Origin of the sequence: Methylobacterium sp. Leaf108, assembly GCF_001423265.1 — a bacterium.
Taxonomy (GTDB): Bacteria; Pseudomonadota; Alphaproteobacteria; order Rhizobiales; family Beijerinckiaceae; genus Methylobacterium.
This window is the reverse complement of the sequence record NZ_LMND01000001.1, coordinates 439549-457549: the sequence shown is the minus strand read 5'-3', so window position 1 is coordinate 457549 and position 18001 is coordinate 439549. Positions and strand designations below refer to the sequence as shown.

Genomic DNA, 18001 nt, shown 5'->3' with positions numbered 1-18001 from the left:
CGGAGCCTTCCTCCGCGATCGCAAGGCTATGGCCGCGATCGAGTTCGCGCTCATCATGCCGATCCTCTTCGCGATCATGCTGGGGGGGATCCAGGTCGTCTCCTACACCAACGCGGCGCGGCGGGTGGATCTCCTCGCCCGATCCATCGGCGAGATGATCTCCCAGGCCGTTCCCCCGGCCGGGGCGTCGGAGGCCACCGTCAATGCCCTCGACCTGCACTTCGCCTACGACGCGGCCCTGGTGACGTTTCCCTACGTGATGGCCGACGCCAAGCAAAAGGGCGTCCAGTGGTGGCAGAACATCGCCATCAACTTCGCCAGCATCCGCTTCACCCCGGTCTCGGGAAACTGCCAGGCGTCGGCCGATCCGAGCTCCTGCCGGGAAGCCTCCGTGGTCTGGACCAGTACCGGTGTCCATGGAGGGGGCTTTCGGACCTGCACGCCCAAGCAGACGCCGGTCGACGACACGAATCCTCCCTCGGCGACGACCCTGCCGCGGTCGATCTTCGGGGCCGCCTCCATCGTCGTGGTCGATGTCGTGTTCACCTTCAAGCCGACGTTCGGCGAGAACTTCGTGCCTGCGATCAAGATCGCTCGCACGGCCTACATGCAGCCGCGCTATGCGACGCTCATCAATTACGACACGACGAACAGCGACGGGATCGGTTCGAAATGCTGAAACTTCCGGGTCGGACCGCATCCGCCAGATCTCGCTCGTCGTCGATCCGGAGCAGGATCGAGGGTAGTGTCGGAATCATCTTCGCGTTCACCCTGATCCCCGTGATCGGCATCGTCGGGCTCGGCATCGATTACGGCGTCGCGACCAGCAACAAGGCGAAACTGGATCGTGCGGCCGATGCCGCGGCGGTGGCCGCGGTCGTGACGGCGAAGACGTATCTCGCCAACAATCCCACCCAAACCGGCGTGACGACCAAGGCGATCGCCGCCGGGATCGCCCAGGCCACCAGTGTCTTCAAGGTCAACGCCGGCAACATCTCGCTCGGCACGTACCAGCTGCAGACGCCTCAATTGACGCGCACGGGGCAGACGTTCCGATCGACGGTCACCTACACGGCCGTCGTGCAGAACAGCTTCGGGCGGATCTTCAACGTCCCGACCGTGAACCTCCAGAACACGACGTCCGCCGCCGCCGACGTGTCGAGCTACCTGGACTTCTATCTGATGGTCGACGTGTCCGGCTCGATGGGGTTGCCGACGACGGCCGCCGGCATGACGACCCTGGCCAGCAAGAACGACGATATGTACGACGACTACAAGCAGGGCTGCCAGTTCGCCTGTCACTTTCCGGACAGGAAGGGTTGGACCCTGGCGGCCGGCAAGATCCAGCTGCGATCCGACGCCGTGAACTCGGCGGTCTGCTCTCTCCTCGCCCGCGCAGCCACTTCCAGCGTCACCGATCAATATCGCGTCGGGATTTATCCGTTCATCAATCAGCTTGCGACGCTGTCGCCGCTGACGAGCAACATCTCCTCCCTGAATACGGCAGCCCAATGTGGTTCGTCATGGCCGCTCGCGTTCACGAACCTGCTCGACACCGGAACCACGCAACTCTTCACGGCGGGGGATCCGACCACCGGGACGGGAAGTGGAGGAACCCACTTCGACGATGCGTTCAAGAAGATGCGCACGACGGTCTCGAAGTTCGGCGACGGCTCGACCGCGTCGGTGCCGAAGTCATTTATCTTCGTGATCACGGACGGGATGCAGAACGATCAGCACTATTTTGTGAAGAAAAACAGCAGCAGCCCTTATTCTTACCCCGGCAGGCCTTCCACTTTCCCTGGTCACGGCGATGCCTGGTGGGACGGCTCCAAGCCGTCTAAGATGGACCCGAAGGAATGCCAGGCGTTGAAGGACGACGGTGCCACGATCTCGATCCTGCATATTCCCTACAACCAGATCGCTTACGTCGATCGCGGCGGTGGAGTGGCTTGGGAGAACGGGATCGTGAACGGGTTCAGCCCGACCCTCGACGTGCCGTTGAAGGCCTGCGCCTCGCCCGGCTTCTTCCGGACGGCCAACACGCCGGCCGACATCACCGCCGCGCTGAACGCCATGTTCGACCAGGCCGTCCAGGTCGCCCACATCACGCAGTAGCGCCGACGCCCCTCGGCCGCGTCACAGGATGAAGCGGCTGAGGTCCGTGTCGGCGGCCAGGCTCGCGACGCGCTCGCGCACGTAGTCCGCATCGATCGGGACGGTCTCCCCGGACCGGTCGGTGGCCGTGAACGAGATCTCGTCGATCACCCGCTCCAGCACCGTCTGCAGCCGGCGGGCGCCGATGTTCTCGACCGAGTTGTTGACGTCCACGGCGACGCGGGCCAGCGCGTCGACGGCGTCGTCGGAGAACTCCAGGGTGACGCCCTCGGTGGCCATCAGCGCGACGGTCTGCTTGATCAGGCTCGCCTCGGTGGTGGTGAGGATCTGCTTGAAGTCCTCCACCGTCAGCGGCTGCAGTTCGACGCGGATCGGGAGCCGGCCCTGCAGTTCGGGCAGCAGGTCGGAGGGCTTCGAGACGTGGAAGGCGCCCGAGGCGATGAACAGGATGTGGTCGGTCTTCACCGGCCCGTGCTTGGTCGCCACCGTGGTCCCCTCGATGAGCGGCAGCAGGTCGCGCTGCACGCCCTCGCGCGAGACGTCGGCCGAGGAACGGCCCTCGCCGGCGCAGATCTTGTCGATCTCGTCGAGGAAGACGATGCCGTTCTCCTCGACCTCGCGGATCGCGTCCTGGGTCAGGGATTCGGCGTCGACCAGCTTGTCGGATTCCTCGGCCAGCAGCGGCGCATAGGCCTCGCGCACGGTCATCCGGCGCGTCTTGCCCTTGGCGCCGCCGAAAGCCTTGCCGAGCATGTCGCCGAGGTTGACCGCGCCCATGGCGGCGCCGGGCATCCCCGGGATCTCGAACATCGGCATGCCCGAGCCCGCCCCGCCCGACAGCTCGATCTCGACCTCCTTGTCGTCGAGCTCGCTGGCGCGCAGTTTCTTGCGAAAGCTGTCGCGCGTCGCCTGGCTGGCGGTGGGGCCGACCAGGGCGTCGAGGATGCGGGCCTCGGCGGCCGCCTCCGCCTTGGCCTGGACGCCGCGGCGGCGATCCTCGCGCTTGAGGCCGATGCCGATCTCGACGAGGTCGCGCACGATCTGCTCGACGTCGCGCCCGACGTAGCCGACCTCCGTGAACTTGGTCGCCTCGATCTTGAGGAAGGGCGCGCCCGCCAGCCGGGCGAGGCGCCGCGCGATCTCGGTCTTGCCGCAGCCGGTCGGCCCGATCATCAGGATGTTCTTCGGGGCGACCTCCTCGCGCAGCGGCCCGGTGAGCTGCTGGCGGCGCCAGCGGTTGCGCAGCGCGATGGCGACGGCCCGCTTGGCGTCGTGCTGGCCCACGATGTAGCGGTCGAGTTCGGAGACGATCTCGCGGGGAGAGAAGGTGGTCATCGGGTTCCGGGAGGGTGGGCGAGAGGATGGGGCAGCCGGGCGGAGAGGCCGCGCGGAAGGAGGCGCAGGACGAGCCCGCGCAAGGGATGCCAGCCCGCGCTCAGGAGGAGCACGAAGGCGCCCAGCGCCATGAGGCTCAAGGGGAGGGAGCGGCTGGCGAGGCCCGCGTCGCGGATCAGGGTGCCGAAGGCGACCGCGGTGTAGACCATCGCCGCCACCAGGATCGCCCGCCGGTCGGTGATCAGCGCCACGAGGGCCAGGACCAGCACGATGGCGAGGACCGTCAGCGCCGCCGTGGAACTCGTCGCCCCTTGCGTGACCGTGACGAGGTTCGAGAGCACCGGATGGACGATCAGCGGCGCGGCCAGCAGATGCAGCCAGAACGCGATGTCGGTCTTGCGGCCGGACCTGTGCGGATCGGCGAGGTCGTAGCGCATCGCCAGGGCGAAGACCGCCAGGCCCGTGACGACGAACAGCGCGTCGCTGTGGCGCGCCGCAGCCTCCGGCGCCGCGGCGAAGGCCAGCCCGAGCAGGGTGGCGGCGAGGGCGGCCGTTCCCGCCGCGATGGTGACGGGGACGGCGAAGCGCCGGTAGTGCAGGGCGCAGAGAGCCAGCGTCCCGAGCCCGGCGATGGCCAGTCCGCCCGGGCTCGCGGCGCCGGAGCCGAAGAGGTCGAGGGCCGGAACCCAGCCGCCGAGCCCGCTCCCGTCGCCGAAGGCGAAGGCCAGCGCCGAGAAGCTGGCGCCGGCAAAGGCCAGCAGCAGGACGATGCTGGGCAGCGCCATCCGCCGGCGGCGGGTGAAGAACTCGGCGAGGCCCCAGGCCATCGCGGCGACGAGGACATGGCCGACCAGCGCCCCGGCGACCTCGGTGCCGATGTAGGCGGCGGTGCCGAGGAACAGGACGAGGCCGATGGTGACGAAGATGTCGGCAAAGCCGGTGACGAGCCGCAGCTGCTCGTCGTCCCGCGCCGCCTCGGCGGAGGGCACCGGCTCGTCGACGGTCTCCCGCGACAGGCCGGCGAGGTCGTGCGCCTGGGCTTGGGTGATGATTCCGCGGGCCACCGCCCGGTCGAGGAGCGCCGTCTCGATCATCGGCCGCCCCCGGGCAGGGACGGCCGAGCCGTGACGGCGGCGTGGGGGACGAACGGAAACGGGGCTGGTTGGCGTCGCACCACCGGGACTTAAGCCCGACGGCGCCGGCTTTCCAGGCTCTGCTCGCCAGGCTCTGCTCGCCAGGCTCTGCTCGTTAGGCTGCGCTCGATCCGGCCCGTCGAACCGGCCGCTCTCAGGCCGCGCGCACGCCGCCCACGAAGTGGTCGACCTCGCCGGCCACCGCCTTCGACTGCCGCACGAGGCCTCCGGCCGCGTCGAGGACCTGGGAGGCGCGGGCGCCGGCCTGGACCGCGGCCTCCTGCACCTGGTTCATCGTCTCGGTGACGGCCTGGGTGCCGCGGGCCGCGTCGCTGACGCTGCGGGCGATCTCCTGGGTGGCGACCTGCTGCTCCTCCACCGCCGCGGCGACGCCGATGGCGATGCCGTGGACGGTGCCGATGGTGGAGCCGATCTCGGCGATGGCGTTCACGGTCTCGCGGGTGGCCTCCTGGATGGCGGCGATCTGGGTGCCGATCTCGTCGGTGGCCTTGGCGGTCTGCGAGGCGAGTTCCTTCACCTCGGCGGCCACCACCGCGAAGCCGCGCCCGGCCTCGCCGGCCCGGGCCGCCTCGATGGTGGCGTTCAGGGCGAGCAGGTTGGTCTGGCCGGCGATGTTGGAGATGAGGGCGACCACGTCGCCGATCCGGGAGGCGCTGTCGGCCAGGGCCTGGACGCGGGCGTTGGTCCGCTTGGCGCTTTCCACGGCACCGGCGGCGGCGGCGGAGGTCTGGGCGACCTGCATGCCGATCTCGTTGGCGGTGGCGGCCAGCTCCTCGGTGGCGGCGGCCACCGACTGGACGTTCATGGCGGTCTCGTTGGCCGCCGACATCACGGCGTTCGACTGGCGGTTGGTCTGGTCGGCATCGGCGGCCATGGCCTGGGCGGTGCGTTCCATTTCGGTGGCGGCGGTGGCCAGCGTCCGCACCAGCTCCCCGACGCTGCCCTGGAAGCCGTCGGCCAGGGACGACATCTCGGTGCGGCGGCGGTCCTGGGCGGAGGCCGTGACCTGGTCCTGGTGCGCGCGCAGGGTGGTGCTCTCGCGCATCGTCGCCGCAAAGACCGCCATGCTCGCCCAGATCGCCCCGATCTCGTCCTTGCCGGCCTTGACCGGCGGCAGGTCGTGGTCGCCCGCCGACAGGCGCCCGATCGCCTGGGAGACCTGGGTGAGGGGCCGGGCGATCATGCGGTTGCCGACGATGCCGCCGATGAGAAGGCTGCCGAGGCCGCCGGCGATCGTGATCCCCACCAGCAGCATGAAGCGCTGGTCGTAGAGCACGTCGGTCTGGCGGTCGATCGCGTCCACCGTTGCCCGGCCGCTCGTGACCAGGGCGTCGATGCTGTCCTGGAAGGCCTGCCGGTTGGCGCGGTTGAGTTCGTTGAAGCCCTGTGCCGCCGCCGCCGCCGGTGCGACCTCGGTGCCCAGGCGCGCCGTCTCCTTGCGCAGGACGGTGAAGTCGGCCGCACCCGTGACGACGCGGTCGAACAGGACGCGCTCGCTGTCGGGCACGGTGGGCGCCCATTCGGTGAGCAGGGCGTTCATGGCCGAGAGGTTCTTGAGCAGGCGCTCGGCGTACTTCTTCGCGTCGGCGGTGTCCTTGGCCGCGTAGATGCCGCGGGCTTCCACCACCACGCCGGTGACGAGGCGGTTGAGGTTGGCCGCGTTGAGGGCGCGCTGCGAGGCCTGCTTGGCCTCGGTGATCGCGGTGTTGAAGGTGCTCAGGGTCGACAAGCTGATCGCGGCGATCACCACCGTCATCAAGCTGCAAGCAGCGACGAACACCAAGATTTTAGACCGGATCCGCATCGCCGCTCTCCATCGGGCACCATTCGATGGACCGACATAAAGGTAGAGGCTTTGCGACAGGGTTAACGAAGACAGAGATCGCTCAAACGGATTCGCTACTCAGGGATTCGATCACGAGATTCTCATTTGTGTAAACGCAAATTTCGGCTGCGATACCCATCGCCCTGCGCACGATGGCTTCGGCGTCGTGCTCGCCGTCCTCCAGGGCCCGCGCCGCGGCCAGGGCGTAGTTTCCGCCCGAGCCGATCGCCATGACGCCGCGCTCCGGCTCGAGGACGTCGCCGGCCCCCGAGAGCAGCAGGCTCACGTCCTTGTCGGCCACCAGCATCATCGCCTCGAGCCGGCGCAGGTAGCGGTCGGTGCGCCAGTCCTTGGTCAGCTCGACGCAGGCGCGGGTGAGCTGGCCCGGGTATTGGTCGAGCTTGGCCTCCAGCCGCTCGAACAGCGTGAAGGCGTCCGCCGTCGCCCCGGCGAATCCCCCGATCACCGATCCCTTGGCCAGCCGCCGGACCTTGCGGGCGTTGCCCTTGACGATGGTCTGCCCGAGGCTGACCTGGCCGTCGCCGCCGATGACCACGCGCCCGCCCTTGCGGACCATGAGGATGGTGGTGGCGTGCATCTGCGGCGGGCCGGATTCGGAATGGGGCAAGGATCGCTCCGTGGCGGATCGAAGGGCTGGCGGGAAGAGATCGGCGGTAGGTGGGCGTGCGCGGGCCGTTCGTCCAGTTCGCGGGCACCACGCCCCCAGCGCCTCCGGACTCGATCGCGGCCGCTTCAGGCCGCGGTCCGCTCCTGACAGGCGCCGCACTCGCCCTCGACTTCGAGGATGCGACCGAAGGGCTTGAAGCCGGCCTGCACCAGGGTGCGGTCGAGGGCGGTCTCGACGGCCGGGGCCGTGGTCTCGTCGATGGCTCCGCAGGTGCGGCAGATCAGGAAGACGAGCTTGGCCGACTCGCCGTGCTCGTGGCCGCAGGAGACGAAGGCGTTGCGGCTGGCGATCCGGTGGACGAGGCCGTGCTCGCCCAGGAAGTCGAGGGCGCGGTAGACCGACACCGCCGCGACCCGGCGGCCCTGGGCGCTCAGCCGCTCGGCGATGTCGTAGGCACCCATCGGCCGCGTCTGGGCGGCGACGGTCTCGAGGACGTCGCGGCGCAGGCGGGTGAACTGCAGGTCGCGGTCCCGGCACAGGCGCTCGGCCCGCGCCACCACGTTCGCGCCGCAGGCGCCATGCCCGGCACCGTCCGATGATCCGGTGGCGTGGTCGTGCATCCCGTTGTCCCTAGCCTCTGTTCTCGCCGTCGTCCTCGGACCCGTCCCGCCAGAGCACCCCATCCCCGACCGGCCGGGAGCGCGGCCCCGGGCCGATTGAACCCGGCGGGTGTTACAGTGTATCAGCCCTGAACCATAATCCGACGCTCCCGTTCGGGCAAACGACCTCCCAAGACCCAAACCGGCGACCCGACCCCAAGACCCGACCTCATGATCCGAACCCGTGACCGCATGACCGTTCCGCGCCGTTCCCTGTTCCAGGCCAGCGCCCTCGCGCGGTTTTCCGCCGCGGGCCTGTTGAGCGGCCTGCTCTGGGTCGCGATCGTCTGGGCCTGGCAATGACGCGGACGGTGACGAGCGGCGCGCCGATGTCGCGTCCGCCCCCCGGCGACATCGTGCTGCGGGGCGTCACGCTCGGCTACGACCGGCACCCGGCGGTGCATCACCTCGACGGGACGGTTCCGGGCGGCGCCCTGCTCGCCCTCGTCGGCCCCAACGGGGCCGGCAAGTCGACGCTCCTGAAGGGCATCGTCGGCGAGATCGCCTGCCTCGACGGGGCGATCGCGCGGCCGGGCCGGGCCGACACCATCGCCTATCTGCCGCAGGCGGCGGAGATCGACCGCAGCTTTCCACTCTCGGTGCTCGATCTGGCCGCCATGGGCCTGTGGCGGCGCTTCGGCCCGTGGCGGAGCCTGCGTCGGCACCGGCCGGACCTGCTCGCCGCCCTGTCGGCGGTCGGCCTCGACGGCTTCGCCGATCGCCCGATCGGGACGCTCTCGGGCGGGCAGTTCCAGCGCGCCCTGTTCGCTCGGCTGATCCTGCAGGAGGCCTCGGTCATCCTCCTCGACGAGCCGTTCTCGGGGGTCGACGGTCGCACGACGCAGGACCTGCTGGCGCTGATCCGGACCTGGCACGGCCAGGGCCGCACCATCGTCGCGGCCCTGCACGACCTCGGCCAGGTCACGGCGCATTTTCCCACCACCCTGCTGCTCGCCCGCGAGCCCGTGGCCTGGGGGCCCACCGCCAGCGTCCTCACCCCCCGCAACCTCGCCCGGGCCCAGAGCCTGTCCGAGGCCTGGGACGAGGGGGCGGCGATCTGCGCGCGCGACGACCACCACGGCCACGGCCCGCTTCCCCCCGGCGCTGCCGGAGACGGCCATTCGCACGGGCCTTCACACGGGGACGGGCACGGCCCGCATCGGCACGACCACGGGCACGCCGCGTGATCGACCTCGTCTTCGGACCGTTCCTCGAATTCGCGTTCATGCGCCGCGCCCTCGTGGGCTGCCTCGCCTTGTCGCTGTCGGCCCCCCCCGTGGGGGTGTTCCTGATGCTGCGGCGCATGAGCCTCATGACCGAGGCGATGAGCCACGCGATCCTGCCCGGGGCGGCGGTGGGCTTCCTCGTGGCCGGCCTGTCGCTGCCGGCGATGACGCTCGGGGGGCTGGCCGCCGGCCTCGCGGTGGCGCTGCTCGCCGGGTTCGTCACCCGCTCCACCGTGATCAAGGAGGACGCGAGTCTCGCCGCCTTCTATCTGATCTCCCTGGCCGCCGGCGTCCTGCTCGTGTCGCTCAGGGGCTCGCAGATCGACCTCCTGCACATCCTGTTCGGCACGGTGCTGGCGCTCGACGACCCGGCGCTGCTACTGCTGGGCGGCATCGCCACGGTGACGCTGTTCGCGCTGGCCGCCCTGTACCGGCCGCTGGTGATGGAATGCGTCGACCCGCTGTTCCTGCGCAGCGTCAGCCGCGCCGGCGGGCCTGTGCATTACGCCTTCCTCGGCCTCGTGGTGATGAACCTCGTCGGCGGCTTCCAGGCGCTCGGCACGCTGCTGGCGGTGGGGCTGATGCTGCTGCCCGCGATCACCGCCCGCCTCTGGGCGGCGGACCTCAGCGGCCTGATCCCGGTCTCGATGGGTCTCGCGATGATCGCCAGCCTGACGGGCCTGAGCCTGTCGTACCACGCCGACCTTCCCACCGGCCCGGCCATCGTGCTGTCGGCCGGGGCGCTCTACCTCGTCTCGCTGCTGGTGGGCACCCGCGGCGGCCTGCTCCTCAGGCTCCTGCGCCGGCGCCACCTGGAGGCCTGAGGGCCCGGCGTCCGATCGCTACAGGCTGAGCAGTTCCATGATCCCGGTCACGATGGCGTAGACGAAGCCGGCGTTCAACAGCACGCCGATGACGCCGACCCCGAGGCCGACCATCACCACGAGGCCGTCGCGCTCGACGAGGCCGAGGCCCACGAGGCAGATCGCGATCCCCAGCGGGATCTGGCCGATGAAGGGTGCGGCCACGATCAAGGCCAGCGACAGCGTCAGGACGATCAGCCCGACAGTGCGCATGCCCAGCGGCGTCTCGAACAGGCTGAGGCGCGGCCGCGACCACCGCTCCAGCCGCCGCAGCAGCGGCACCGCCCGCTTGGCTGCGCGCTCGACGTCGCTGCGCGCCACCGAGCGCCCGAGCAGCATCTTCGGCAGCCACGGCGCGGCCATGCCGATCATGATCTGGAACGCCACGAGGAGGAGCAGCAGACCGCACACCAGCGGGATCGGCGGCGGCATCGGCAGGCAGTTGGGCAGGCCGAGGATGACGATGAGGAGGGCGAAGGCGCGGTCCCGCAGGACGGCGACGATGTCGCCGACGGTCAGCCTGTCACCTTCCTGCGCCGCCAGGACGGTGAGGACGTCGGATGTTCGTGCGCCTGAAGTCAAGAAGATCGGCCATCGGCTGCTGTCCCGGCGCGGGCTCTATCCTAGTCGGGCCCCGACGCCAAGCGGCGGCCGCCGGTCGGCCATGCCCGGTACCGATTCGGCGGGCGATCCGGGACCGGGCGGTCATTGGAACCGGGTGACGCAACCTGAGGTATAGAAACAAGACAAATATCGATCAGGTCAATAAAGGCGGTGAGTTTGTCTGCGTTCCGCCGGTTCGGCACAGCGTGTACCGCAGAAAAACGCGATATCGATTGAGTTGCAACGAGAAATACGATGCAATCTGGAGGTCGGCCGTCCCGCGGCGGCCTCTGCCAGGAGCATCGTTCCCGTGGCCGCACCGACGGTCCGTCGCCGATCCCGCCGCCGGGCCCTGAGGACTCTCCTGATCGTCGCCCCCGTCCTCGGCGGGGCGGCCTCGGCCCGGGCCGGGGAGTATCCCCTGTCGACGGTGATCTTCGGGAGCCTCGAGGCCGGGCCGTCGGGATTCGTCACGGTCGGCGCCAAGGTCGCCGCGGACCGGATCGACCGCGACGGGTTCGTGGCCCTCGCCAGCCTCGGGACCGGGCGCCGAGGCGAGCGCGGACCCTCTCTCGCCGGGGCTCGGCCGACCATCCTGACGCGCTGGACGATGCTGGGAGCGGCCCTCGCCGGGTATCAATGGGTCGCCGACTGGGGCGTCGTCGCACTCTTCGCCGGACCGGAGGGGTCGATCGAGAGCCTGTCGGGTCCGGGAGGAGCCGCGTTCCTGCCGGCCCGGCCGGGCCTGCGCATCCACGGCGAGGTCTGGGCCCGTCCGAGCGAGGACACCCTGCTCACCGCCACGCTGATCCTCGGCTCGGCCCGCGGCCATGCCTGGGGCCGGCTGTCGTACGGGTGGCGCGCCTGGGGCGCCTCCGTCGGGCCGGAGGCGGCGTTCTACGTCGACGAGACCGGCTACCGCAAGACCAGCCTCGGCCTCCACGCCACCGATCTCGAAGTCGGCGATCTGCGTTGCCGCGTCTCGGCCGGCGTCCTCATGGAGAGCGGGCGGGCGAGCGCCGGCCCCTACGTGTCGCTGACCCTTTGGAGGCCGTTGTGAGGTCTCCCGGGGGCGGCCGGCTCTCGAGGCCGTCGAGGAACCTCTGCGCATCGGCCACGATCTCGGCCCGGCGCGCCTCGTCCATCCGGGCGAGGTTGCGATAGGGCATCCCCATGCGCGGATTGGGTTCGAGGCGCTCCGCGTTCTCGATCAGGAAGTTCCAGTAGAGATAGTTGAACGGGCAGGCCTCGGGCCCGGCCTTGGCGGATACGTCGTAGGTGCAGGTGCCGCAGTAGTCGGACATCCGGTTGATGTAGGCGCCCGACGCCGCATAGGGTTTCGAGCCCATGACGCCGCCGTCGGCCCAGAGCGCCATGCCGTGGACGTTGGGCAGTTCCACCCATTCGTAGGCGTCGGCATAGACGACGAGGTACCATTCCTCGACCTGGGCGGGCGCGATCCCGGCCAGGAGCGCGAAGTTGCCCGTCACCATCAGGCGCTGGATGTGGTGGGCGTAGGCGTGGGCCCTGGTCTCGCCGATGCATTGGGCGAGGCAGTTCATCCGTGTCTCGCCGGACCAGTAGAACCACGGCAGGTCGCGCTTGGCGGCCAAGGCGTTCGTGGCCGCGTACTCGGGCATCCGCGCCCAGTAGAGACCGCGCACGTACTCGCGCCACCCGAGGATCTGGCGGATGAAGCCCTCGACGCAGTTGAGGGGCGCCGCACCCTCCTTGTAGGCGCGTTCGGCCGCGAGGCAGACCTCCTCCGCCGTGAGCAGGCCGGCGTTGAGGGCCGGCGAGATCAGCGAGTGGGCGAGGAACGGCGCGCCGGTCTTCATGGCGTCCTGGTAGTCGCCGAAGGTCGGCAGGCAGTCGGCGATGAAATGCGCCAGCGCGCTCAAGGCGTCCTGCCGCGTCACCGGCCAGCCGAACCCGTCGAGGTCGCCGAAATGCTCGGCGAAGCGGGCCTCGACCAGCGCCAGGACCTCGCGGGTGACGGCATCGGGGGCAAAGCGCGGGCGCTCGGGCGGGCGGTGGCCCTTGGGCAGGCGCTTGCGGTTGTCGTGGTCGAAGTTCCACTGCCCGCCCGCCGGCTCGCCGTTCTCCATCAGGAGGCCGGTGCGCTTGCGCATGCCGCGATAGAACGTCTCCATCCGCAGGCTGCGGCGGTCGCCGGCCCAATCGGCGAACTCGGCGCGCGGGCACAGGAAGCGGTTGTCGGGGCGGATCTCCACCGGCACGGCGAGGTCCTCGCGCCAGGCCTCCATCATCGACAGCACCCGCCACTCGCCGGGCTCGGTGACCACCACGCGGTCGCAGGCGTGGCGTGCGAGCGCGCGCTCCAGCTCGCCGGTGAAGGATCCTTTATTGCCGGGGTCGTCGAGGCGGACGTAGTCGACCCTCAGCCCCTCGGCCTCGAGCTCGGCCGCGAAATGGCGCATGGCCGAGAACAGGAAGGCGATCTTCTGCTTGTGGTGGCGGACATAGGTCGCCTCCGCCATCACCTCGACGATGAGGACGACGTCGTGGTCGGGGTCGCAATCGGTCAGGGTCGAGATCCGGCGATGGAGCTGGTCGCCGAGGACGAAGCGCAGGGTCCCCAAGGGCTCAGCCCTTGGTGCGCAGGGTGGAGCGGCCGCCGTCGGCCCCGATCACCTGCCCGGTGATCCAACCGGCCTCCTCCGAGACCAGGAAGGCGGCCAGCGCGCCGACGTCCTCGGGCGTGCCCAGGCGCTGGAGCGCGTGCATCGCGGCGATGCCCGAGGCGAGGGTCTCGTTGGCGGTGATGGCCGTGGCCAGCGGCGTGCGCGTCAGCGACGGCGCCACCACGTTGATGCGCACCTGCGGCGCGAGCTCGGCGGCCAGCGACAGGGCCAGCCCCTCGACCGCGCCCTTGGCCATCGCCACCGAGGCGTGCGCCGTGAAGCCCTGAGAGACCGCCACGGTGGAGAACAGGACGACGCCGGCCCCCGCCGCGCCGGCGCCTGCCTTGAGGGCGGGTGCCGCGGCCTGGACCGCCAGGAAGGCGCCCAGCGCGTTGATGCGGAAGTCGGTCTCCGCGTCCTGCGCCGTCAGCCGTGCCAGCGGGCGCAGGGTGATGGTGCCCACCGCATAGACGAGGCCGCCGAGTTCGCCGCCCGCCTCCTCGGTCACCCGCGAAAAGAACGCCGGATCGGTGACGTCGCCGGCCGTGACGGTGGTGTCCCCGAGTGCCTCGGCGAGCTCGGCGAGGCGGGCCGCATCGCGGGACGCGAGGTGGAGCGGAACGCCGCGGGCGCGCAGGGCCCGCGCGGTGGCGGCGCCGATGCCTCCGGTGCCCCCGTAGATCACCACTCGCTTCATGCCCGCTCCCATTCCCGTCCAGACAGGCTAGGTAAGGCGCAAGCGTCCGCTGGGGACCCCACCCCGCGCCGCGACACCCGGTTGCGGCGTCGCAGGCGACGGCCACCCTCCATCGACCGATCGAGACACCTCATGAAGTTCGCCTTCGCCGGCATCGATTTCCTCGGGGGCGTGTTCGATGCGCTGATCGAGACGGGCTGGACACCGATCAAGCTGTTCACCCGGCCCTGCGACGGGCTCTACGACCACAACGAGGCGGTGGTGGCCCAGGCCCGGCGCCACCGCGTGCCGATGCAGCTCTCCCGCCTCAAGGTCGCCGATCTGGACGCCCTGGCCCAGGTCCACGGGCGGGACTGGGCCCTGGTGGTGGCCGGCTATCCCTGGCTGGTGACCGGCTGGCAGGGGCGGGCGGCCTACGCCCTGAACGTCCACCCGTCGCCGCTGCCGGTCGGGCGCGGACCCTATCCCCTGTTCCGCGCCATCGCGGACGGCCACGAGCGCTGGGGGGTGACCGCCCATGTCCTCGGCGAGGCCGGCTTCGACACCGGCGACATCCTGGCCCGCGACCACTTCCCGCTCACGCCGGCCGACACCCACGAGACCCTGCTGGCCAAATGCCAGATGGCGGCGCGGCGGATCGCGCTCGGGCCGGTCGCCCGGGAGCTGCCCGCCCGCTGGCGGGCGGCCGAGCCGCAGGGGGAGGGCTCCTATTGGGCGCGGGTGACGGATGCCGACCGCACCCTCGATTTCCGGGCGGGGGTCGACGCGGTCCTGCGCCGGGTCCGGGCCTTCGGCACCATCGAGACCATCGCCCGCCTCGGCGACGGCCGCGTCTACGTCGCGCAGGCCGAGGGCTGGCACGAGGCGCATCGCCATACGCCCGGCACCATCGTCAACCGCTACCGCCGGCAGGTGGTGGTGGCCGCCAGGGACGGCTACGTCCAGATCCTGCGCTGGAGCCCGGTGGCGGCGAGCGACGTCGGCCAGATCGGTCGGTGAGCGGACAATAAAAAAAGCAAGGCGAATGCCTTGCTTTTTAAGACGGTGCTCTCGTTTCAGCCTTGAATTATCTCACGCCTTGCTGGCGCGGCGGCTGACTGTTCCTCCCGAGACTCGGACCGCGCATTGCCTCTGGACAGCAACGCGACCATCGCGGCGCCGCTTATAGGAACAAGAATTCGTATTGTCACGCGGGCAGAGAAGGTTCCTTGCGTTTTTCTGCAACGGACGCGACAAACTGTCATGCCCCGTCGCCGGCATCGGTCGCGGACGGGGGAGGGCCCCGGCATCGGCGCCGAGGCGGCCGCAAACCGAAACCGTTGCCCGTCTACGCTTGTGTTTTTCCAGGGCAATGTGTTGTGTGCGCCGGCGTGCGCCCTCCGGGCCGTCGCGAGCTTTTCTCGTCAAGGCCGTCCATGCGTCTGTCCCGCTACTTCCTGCCGACCTTGCGCGAGACGCCCAAGGAAGCGGAGATCGTCTCCCACCGCCTGATGCTGCGCGCCGGGCTGATCCGCCAGGAAGCCGCCGGCATCTACGCCTGGTTGCCGCTCGGCCTGCGCGTCCTCAACAAGGTCTGCGACGTGGTGCGGGCCGAGCAGGACCGCGCCGGGGCGATCGAACTCCTGATGCCCACCGTGCAATCGGCCGAGCTGTGGAAGGAGTCCGGCCGCTACGACGCCTACGGCAAGGAAATGCTGCGCATCAAGGACCGGCACGACCGCGAGATGCTCTACGGCCCCACCGCCGAGGAGGTCGTCACCGAGATCTTCCGCGGCAGCGTGCGCTCCTACAAGGACCTGCCCAAGAACCTCTACCAGATCTCGTGGAAGTTCCGCGACGAGGTCCGCCCGCGCTTCGGCACCATGCGCTCGCGCGAGTTCCTGATGAAGGACGCCTATTCCTTCGACATCGACCAGGCGGCGGCACGCCACGCCTACAACCGCATGTTCGTCGCCTACCTGCGCACCTTCGCCGGGCTCGGCCTCAAGGCGATCCCGATGCGGGCCGACACCGGCCCCATCGGCGGCGACCTCAGCCACGAGTTCATCATCCTCGCCCAGACCGGCGAGAGCGAGGTGTTCTGCGACCGCGACTACCTCGCCTTCGACATCCCTCCCGCCACCACCGACTTCGAGGACGTGGCCGGCCTGCAGGGGACCGTCGACCGCTGGACCTCCCTCTACGCGGCCACCAGCGAGATGCACGAGCCGGCGGCCTTCGCCGAGGTCGCCGACGAGCGCCGGATGGCGGCCCGCGGCATCGAAGTCGGCCACATCTTCTATTTCGGCACCAAGTACTCCGAGGCGATGGGCGCCAAGGTGACGGGGCCGGACGGCGTCGACCGGCCGGTCCACATGGGCTCCTACGGCATCGGCCCGAGCCGTCTGGTGGCGGCGATCATCGAGGCCTCGCACGACGAGGCCGGTATCGTCTGGCCGGACGCGGTGGCGCCCTTCGACGTGGCGCTCATCAACCTCAAGACCGGCGACGGGGCCACCGACGCCGCCTGCACCGAGATTCAGGCGATGCTGGAGGCCGGCGGCCTCAGCGTCCTCTATGACGACCGCGACGAGCGGCCGGGCGCCAAGTTCGCCACCGCCGACCTGATCGGCCTGCCCTGGCAGGTCATCGTCGGCCCGCGCGGGCTCGCGGAGGGCAAGGTCGAGGTCAAGCGCCGCGCCGGCGGCGAGCGCGAGACCCTGGCCCCGATCGACCTGCTCGCTCGCCTGAAGCGGGTCTGATGCGAGCGCAGGATCAGGACGCGACGCGCGAAGACGGGGAGCGGCTCGCCGCGTTCCCGATGACCTCCGGAACGCGCACGTCGCGGCTTTCGCGGCGTTCGACCGGTACGACGGGACCGGCATGAGCGCGCTCGCCAAGGTCACGGCCCGCCTCAAGGACCTGCCGTCCCGTTTCAAGCGGGGCGACACGCCCCCCTTCGCCGGGTTCGAGTGGATCCTCGCCGGGCGCTACCTGCGGGCGCGCCGCCGCGGCGGCGGCGTCTCGGTGGTGGCGTTCTTCTCGGTGCTCGGCATCACCCTCGGGGTCGCCACCCTCATCATCGTGCTCTCGGTGATGAACGGGTTCCGCAGCGAGCTCCTGTCCAAGATCGTCGGCATCAACGGCCACGTCTTCGTCACGCCGGTGGACACCGCCTTCACCGATTACGCCGATCTCGCCGACCGCCTGTCCAAGGTGGCCGGCGTGCGCTCGGCGATTCCCCTCGTCGAGGGCCAAGCCTTCGCCTCCTCGCCCTATGGCGGCAGCGGCGTGCTGGTGCGCGGCATCCGCGCGGAGGACATCGACAAGATCGGCGCCATCGCCAAGAACCTGCGCGCGGGAACGCTCGCCGGCTTCGACGACGGCACCGGCGTCGCGGTCGGCCGCCGCCTCGCGGAGGCGCTGGGCCTGCAGGCCGGCGACAACATCACCCTCTCGACCCCGAAGGGCGCCACCACCCCGTTCGGCACGGCCCCGCGCACCAAGGCCTACACGATCAAGGCGGTGTTCGAGATCGGCATGACCGAGTTCGACGCCACCTTCGTCTTCATGCCGCTGGCCGAGGCCCAGGCCTACTTCAACCGCGAGGGCGACGTCAGCCTCATCGAGGTCTACGTCGACAACGCCGACGCGGTCGGCGCCCTGCGCTCCGACCTGGAGATGGCCGCCGAGCGGCCGGTGGTGCTCACCGACTGGCGCCAGCGCAACCGCACCTTCTTCGGGGCGCTGGAGGTGGAGCGCAACGTGATGTTCCTCATCCTCAGCCTGATCGTGGTGGTGGCGACCCTCAACATCGTCTCCGGGCTGATCCTGCTTGTGCGCGACAAGTCGAGCGACATCGCGATCCTGCGCACCATGGGCGCCACGCCGGGCACGGTGATGCGGGTGTTCCTCATCAACGGCGCGCTCATCGGCGTGGTCGGCACGCTGGGCGGGCTGGCGCTGGGCACGCTCATCACCCTCAACATCAAGCCGATCCAGCGGGTGCTGTTTCCCACCGCCTGGGACCCGACGGTGCGCTTCCTCGCCGAGATCCCGGCGGAGATGAACGCCAACGAGATCACCGTCGTGGTGGTCACCTCGATCGCCCTGTCGCTGATCGCGACGCTCTATCCCTCGTGGCGCGCCGCCCGGCTCGATCCGGTGCAGGCCCTGCGCTACGGCTGAGCAGGGTCCGCAAAAGTGCCCCGCGGTTTTGCGATCAGAACCTGCGCCAAACCAAAAACTTGAGCGGGCGAGGTGTCGGTT

Annotated in this window: 17 protein-coding genes; 9 read left to right on the top strand and 8 right to left on the bottom strand. The window is 70.1% G+C overall.

Annotation, left to right across the window (positions count from 1 at the left end; genetic code table 11):
- The first annotated feature begins 28 nt into the window (after positions 1-28).
- Both ASF39_RS02125 and ASF39_RS02120 read left to right on the top strand, forming a co-directional pair.
- Positions 29-679: a TadE family protein gene (locus tag ASF39_RS02125; RefSeq protein WP_244472233.1), complete on the top strand. Its 651-nt coding sequence runs from the start codon at positions 29-31 to the stop codon at positions 677-679.
- Positions 673-2118 carry a pilus assembly protein TadG-related protein gene (locus tag ASF39_RS02120; protein ID WP_056280738.1) on the top strand — a complete coding sequence of 482 codons (1446 nt, stop codon included), beginning with the start codon at positions 673-675 and terminating at the stop codon, positions 2116-2118. The genes ASF39_RS02125 and ASF39_RS02120 overlap by 7 nt, the downstream gene beginning before the upstream one ends.
- A 21-nt stretch (positions 2119-2139) precedes the next feature.
- Here ASF39_RS02120 and hslU read toward each other — a convergent pair whose 3' ends face one another.
- The 5 genes from hslU to ASF39_RS02095 form a co-directional block, all read right to left on the bottom strand.
- Positions 2140-3453, bottom strand: a complete 1314-nt coding sequence (hslU, locus tag ASF39_RS02115) for an ATP-dependent protease ATPase subunit HslU (RefSeq protein WP_056280736.1) — start codon at positions 3451-3453, stop codon at positions 2140-2142.
- A complete protein-coding gene (locus ASF39_RS02110) occupies positions 3450-4547 on the bottom strand; it encodes a hypothetical protein (protein ID WP_056280733.1) in 1098 nt (365 codons plus the stop codon). The genes hslU and ASF39_RS02110 overlap by 4 nt, the downstream gene beginning before the upstream one ends.
- A 193-nt stretch (positions 4548-4740) precedes the next feature.
- A complete protein-coding gene (locus ASF39_RS02105) occupies positions 4741-6363 on the bottom strand; it encodes a HAMP domain-containing methyl-accepting chemotaxis protein (RefSeq protein ID WP_348271504.1) in 1623 nt (540 codons plus the stop codon).
- 130 nt (positions 6364-6493) lie between these two features.
- Positions 6494-7030, bottom strand: coding sequence for an ATP-dependent protease subunit HslV (gene hslV, locus ASF39_RS02100; RefSeq protein ID WP_055879714.1), 537 nt, complete (start codon positions 7028-7030; stop codon positions 6494-6496).
- Between the two features lie 155 nt (positions 7031-7185).
- Positions 7186-7680 carry a Fur family transcriptional regulator gene (locus tag ASF39_RS02095; RefSeq protein WP_082494293.1) on the bottom strand — a complete coding sequence of 165 codons (495 nt, stop codon included), beginning with the start codon at positions 7678-7680 and terminating at the stop codon, positions 7186-7188.
- Between the two features lie 210 nt (positions 7681-7890).
- Between ASF39_RS02095 and ASF39_RS22495 the strand changes: the two genes are divergently transcribed.
- From ASF39_RS22495 to ASF39_RS02085, 3 genes are read left to right on the top strand one after another with little or no spacing between them, the layout of a single operon-like run.
- Entirely contained in the window at positions 7891-8022 is a 132-nt protein-coding gene (locus ASF39_RS22495; protein ID WP_274533812.1) for a hypothetical protein, read from the top strand.
- A 26-nt stretch (positions 8023-8048) separates the two neighbouring features.
- Entirely contained in the window at positions 8049-8906 is an 858-nt protein-coding gene (locus tag ASF39_RS02090) for an ABC transporter ATP-binding protein (RefSeq protein ID WP_056281119.1), read from the top strand.
- 38 nt (positions 8907-8944) lie between these two features.
- A complete protein-coding gene (locus ASF39_RS02085) occupies positions 8945-9769 on the top strand; it encodes a metal ABC transporter permease (protein WP_156387543.1) in 825 nt (274 codons plus the stop codon).
- An 18-nt stretch (positions 9770-9787) separates the two neighbouring features.
- On the opposite strand, the gene ASF39_RS02080 is transcribed toward ASF39_RS02085, so the two are convergent.
- On the bottom strand, positions 9788-10390 hold the full coding sequence (locus tag ASF39_RS02080; RefSeq protein WP_055879706.1) for an exopolysaccharide biosynthesis protein: 603 nt from the start codon (positions 10388-10390) through the stop codon (positions 9788-9790).
- A gap of 331 nt (positions 10391-10721) precedes the next feature.
- Between ASF39_RS02080 and bcsS the strand changes: the two genes are divergently transcribed.
- The gene (gene bcsS / locus ASF39_RS02075) at positions 10722-11471 is read left to right on the top strand and encodes a cellulose biosynthesis protein BcsS (RefSeq protein WP_244472232.1); all 750 of its coding nucleotides are present in this window, start codon (positions 10722-10724) and stop codon (positions 11469-11471) included.
- Here the strand turns inward: bcsS and ASF39_RS02070 are convergent.
- Both ASF39_RS02070 and ASF39_RS02065 read right to left on the bottom strand, forming a co-directional pair.
- On the bottom strand, positions 11407-13014 hold the full coding sequence (locus ASF39_RS02070; protein WP_056280729.1) for a cryptochrome/photolyase family protein: 1608 nt from the start codon (positions 13012-13014) through the stop codon (positions 11407-11409). The two genes, bcsS and ASF39_RS02070, sit on opposite strands and share 65 nt — an antisense overlap.
- Before the next feature lie 4 nt (positions 13015-13018).
- Positions 13019-13753, bottom strand: a complete 735-nt coding sequence (locus ASF39_RS02065; protein ID WP_056280727.1) for an SDR family oxidoreductase — start codon at positions 13751-13753, stop codon at positions 13019-13021.
- A gap of 132 nt (positions 13754-13885) precedes the next feature.
- On the opposite strand from ASF39_RS02065, the gene ASF39_RS02060 reads away from it, so the two are divergent.
- The 3 genes from ASF39_RS02060 (at position 13886) to ASF39_RS02050 (ending at position 17920) form a co-directional block, all read left to right on the top strand.
- Complete coding sequence (locus ASF39_RS02060; RefSeq protein WP_055879696.1) at positions 13886-14752, top strand: formyltransferase family protein; 867 nt, start codon at positions 13886-13888, stop codon at positions 14750-14752.
- Positions 14753-15168: 416 nt separating this feature from the next.
- On the top strand, positions 15169-16494 hold the full coding sequence (gene proS, locus ASF39_RS02055; RefSeq protein WP_055879692.1) for a proline--tRNA ligase: 1326 nt from the start codon (positions 15169-15171) through the stop codon (positions 16492-16494).
- Between the two features lie 121 nt (positions 16495-16615).
- Positions 16616-17920 carry a lipoprotein-releasing ABC transporter permease subunit gene (locus ASF39_RS02050; protein WP_082494292.1) on the top strand — a complete coding sequence of 435 codons (1305 nt, stop codon included), beginning with the start codon at positions 16616-16618 and terminating at the stop codon, positions 17918-17920.
- The last annotated feature ends 81 nt before the right edge of the window (positions 17921-18001 follow it).

Coding starts and splice junctions, on each gene's coding strand:
- ASF39_RS02125 (WP_244472233.1), top strand. CDS start 29: ATGGCCGCGATCGAGTTCGCGCTCATCATGCCGATCCTCTTCGCGATC.
- ASF39_RS02120 (WP_056280738.1), top strand. CDS start 673: ATGCTGAAACTTCCGGGTCGGACCGCATCCGCCAGATCTCGCTCGTCG.
- hslU (WP_056280736.1), bottom strand. CDS start 3,453: ATGACCACCTTCTCTCCCCGCGAGATCGTCTCCGAACTCGACCGCTAC.
- ASF39_RS02110 (WP_056280733.1), bottom strand. CDS start 4,547: ATGATCGAGACGGCGCTCCTCGACCGGGCGGTGGCCCGCGGAATCATC.
- ASF39_RS02105 (WP_348271504.1), bottom strand. CDS start 6,363: ATGACGGTGGTGATCGCCGCGATCAGCTTGTCGACCCTGAGCACCTTC.
- hslV (WP_055879714.1), bottom strand. CDS start 7,030: ATGCACGCCACCACCATCCTCATGGTCCGCAAGGGCGGGCGCGTGGTC.
- ASF39_RS02095 (WP_082494293.1), bottom strand. CDS start 7,680: ATGCACGACCACGCCACCGGATCATCGGACGGTGCCGGGCATGGCGCC.
- ASF39_RS22495 (WP_274533812.1), top strand. CDS start 7,891: ATGATCCGAACCCGTGACCGCATGACCGTTCCGCGCCGTTCCCTGTTC.
- ASF39_RS02090 (WP_056281119.1), top strand. CDS start 8,049: ATGTCGCGTCCGCCCCCCGGCGACATCGTGCTGCGGGGCGTCACGCTC.
- ASF39_RS02085 (WP_156387543.1), top strand. CDS start 8,945: ATGCGCCGCGCCCTCGTGGGCTGCCTCGCCTTGTCGCTGTCGGCCCCC.
- ASF39_RS02065 (WP_056280727.1), bottom strand. CDS start 13,753: ATGAAGCGAGTGGTGATCTACGGGGGCACCGGAGGCATCGGCGCCGCC.
- ASF39_RS02060 (WP_055879696.1), top strand. CDS start 13,886: ATGAAGTTCGCCTTCGCCGGCATCGATTTCCTCGGGGGCGTGTTCGAT.
- proS (WP_055879692.1), top strand. CDS start 15,169: ATGCGTCTGTCCCGCTACTTCCTGCCGACCTTGCGCGAGACGCCCAAG.
- ASF39_RS02050 (WP_082494292.1), top strand. CDS start 16,616: ATGAGCGCGCTCGCCAAGGTCACGGCCCGCCTCAAGGACCTGCCGTCC.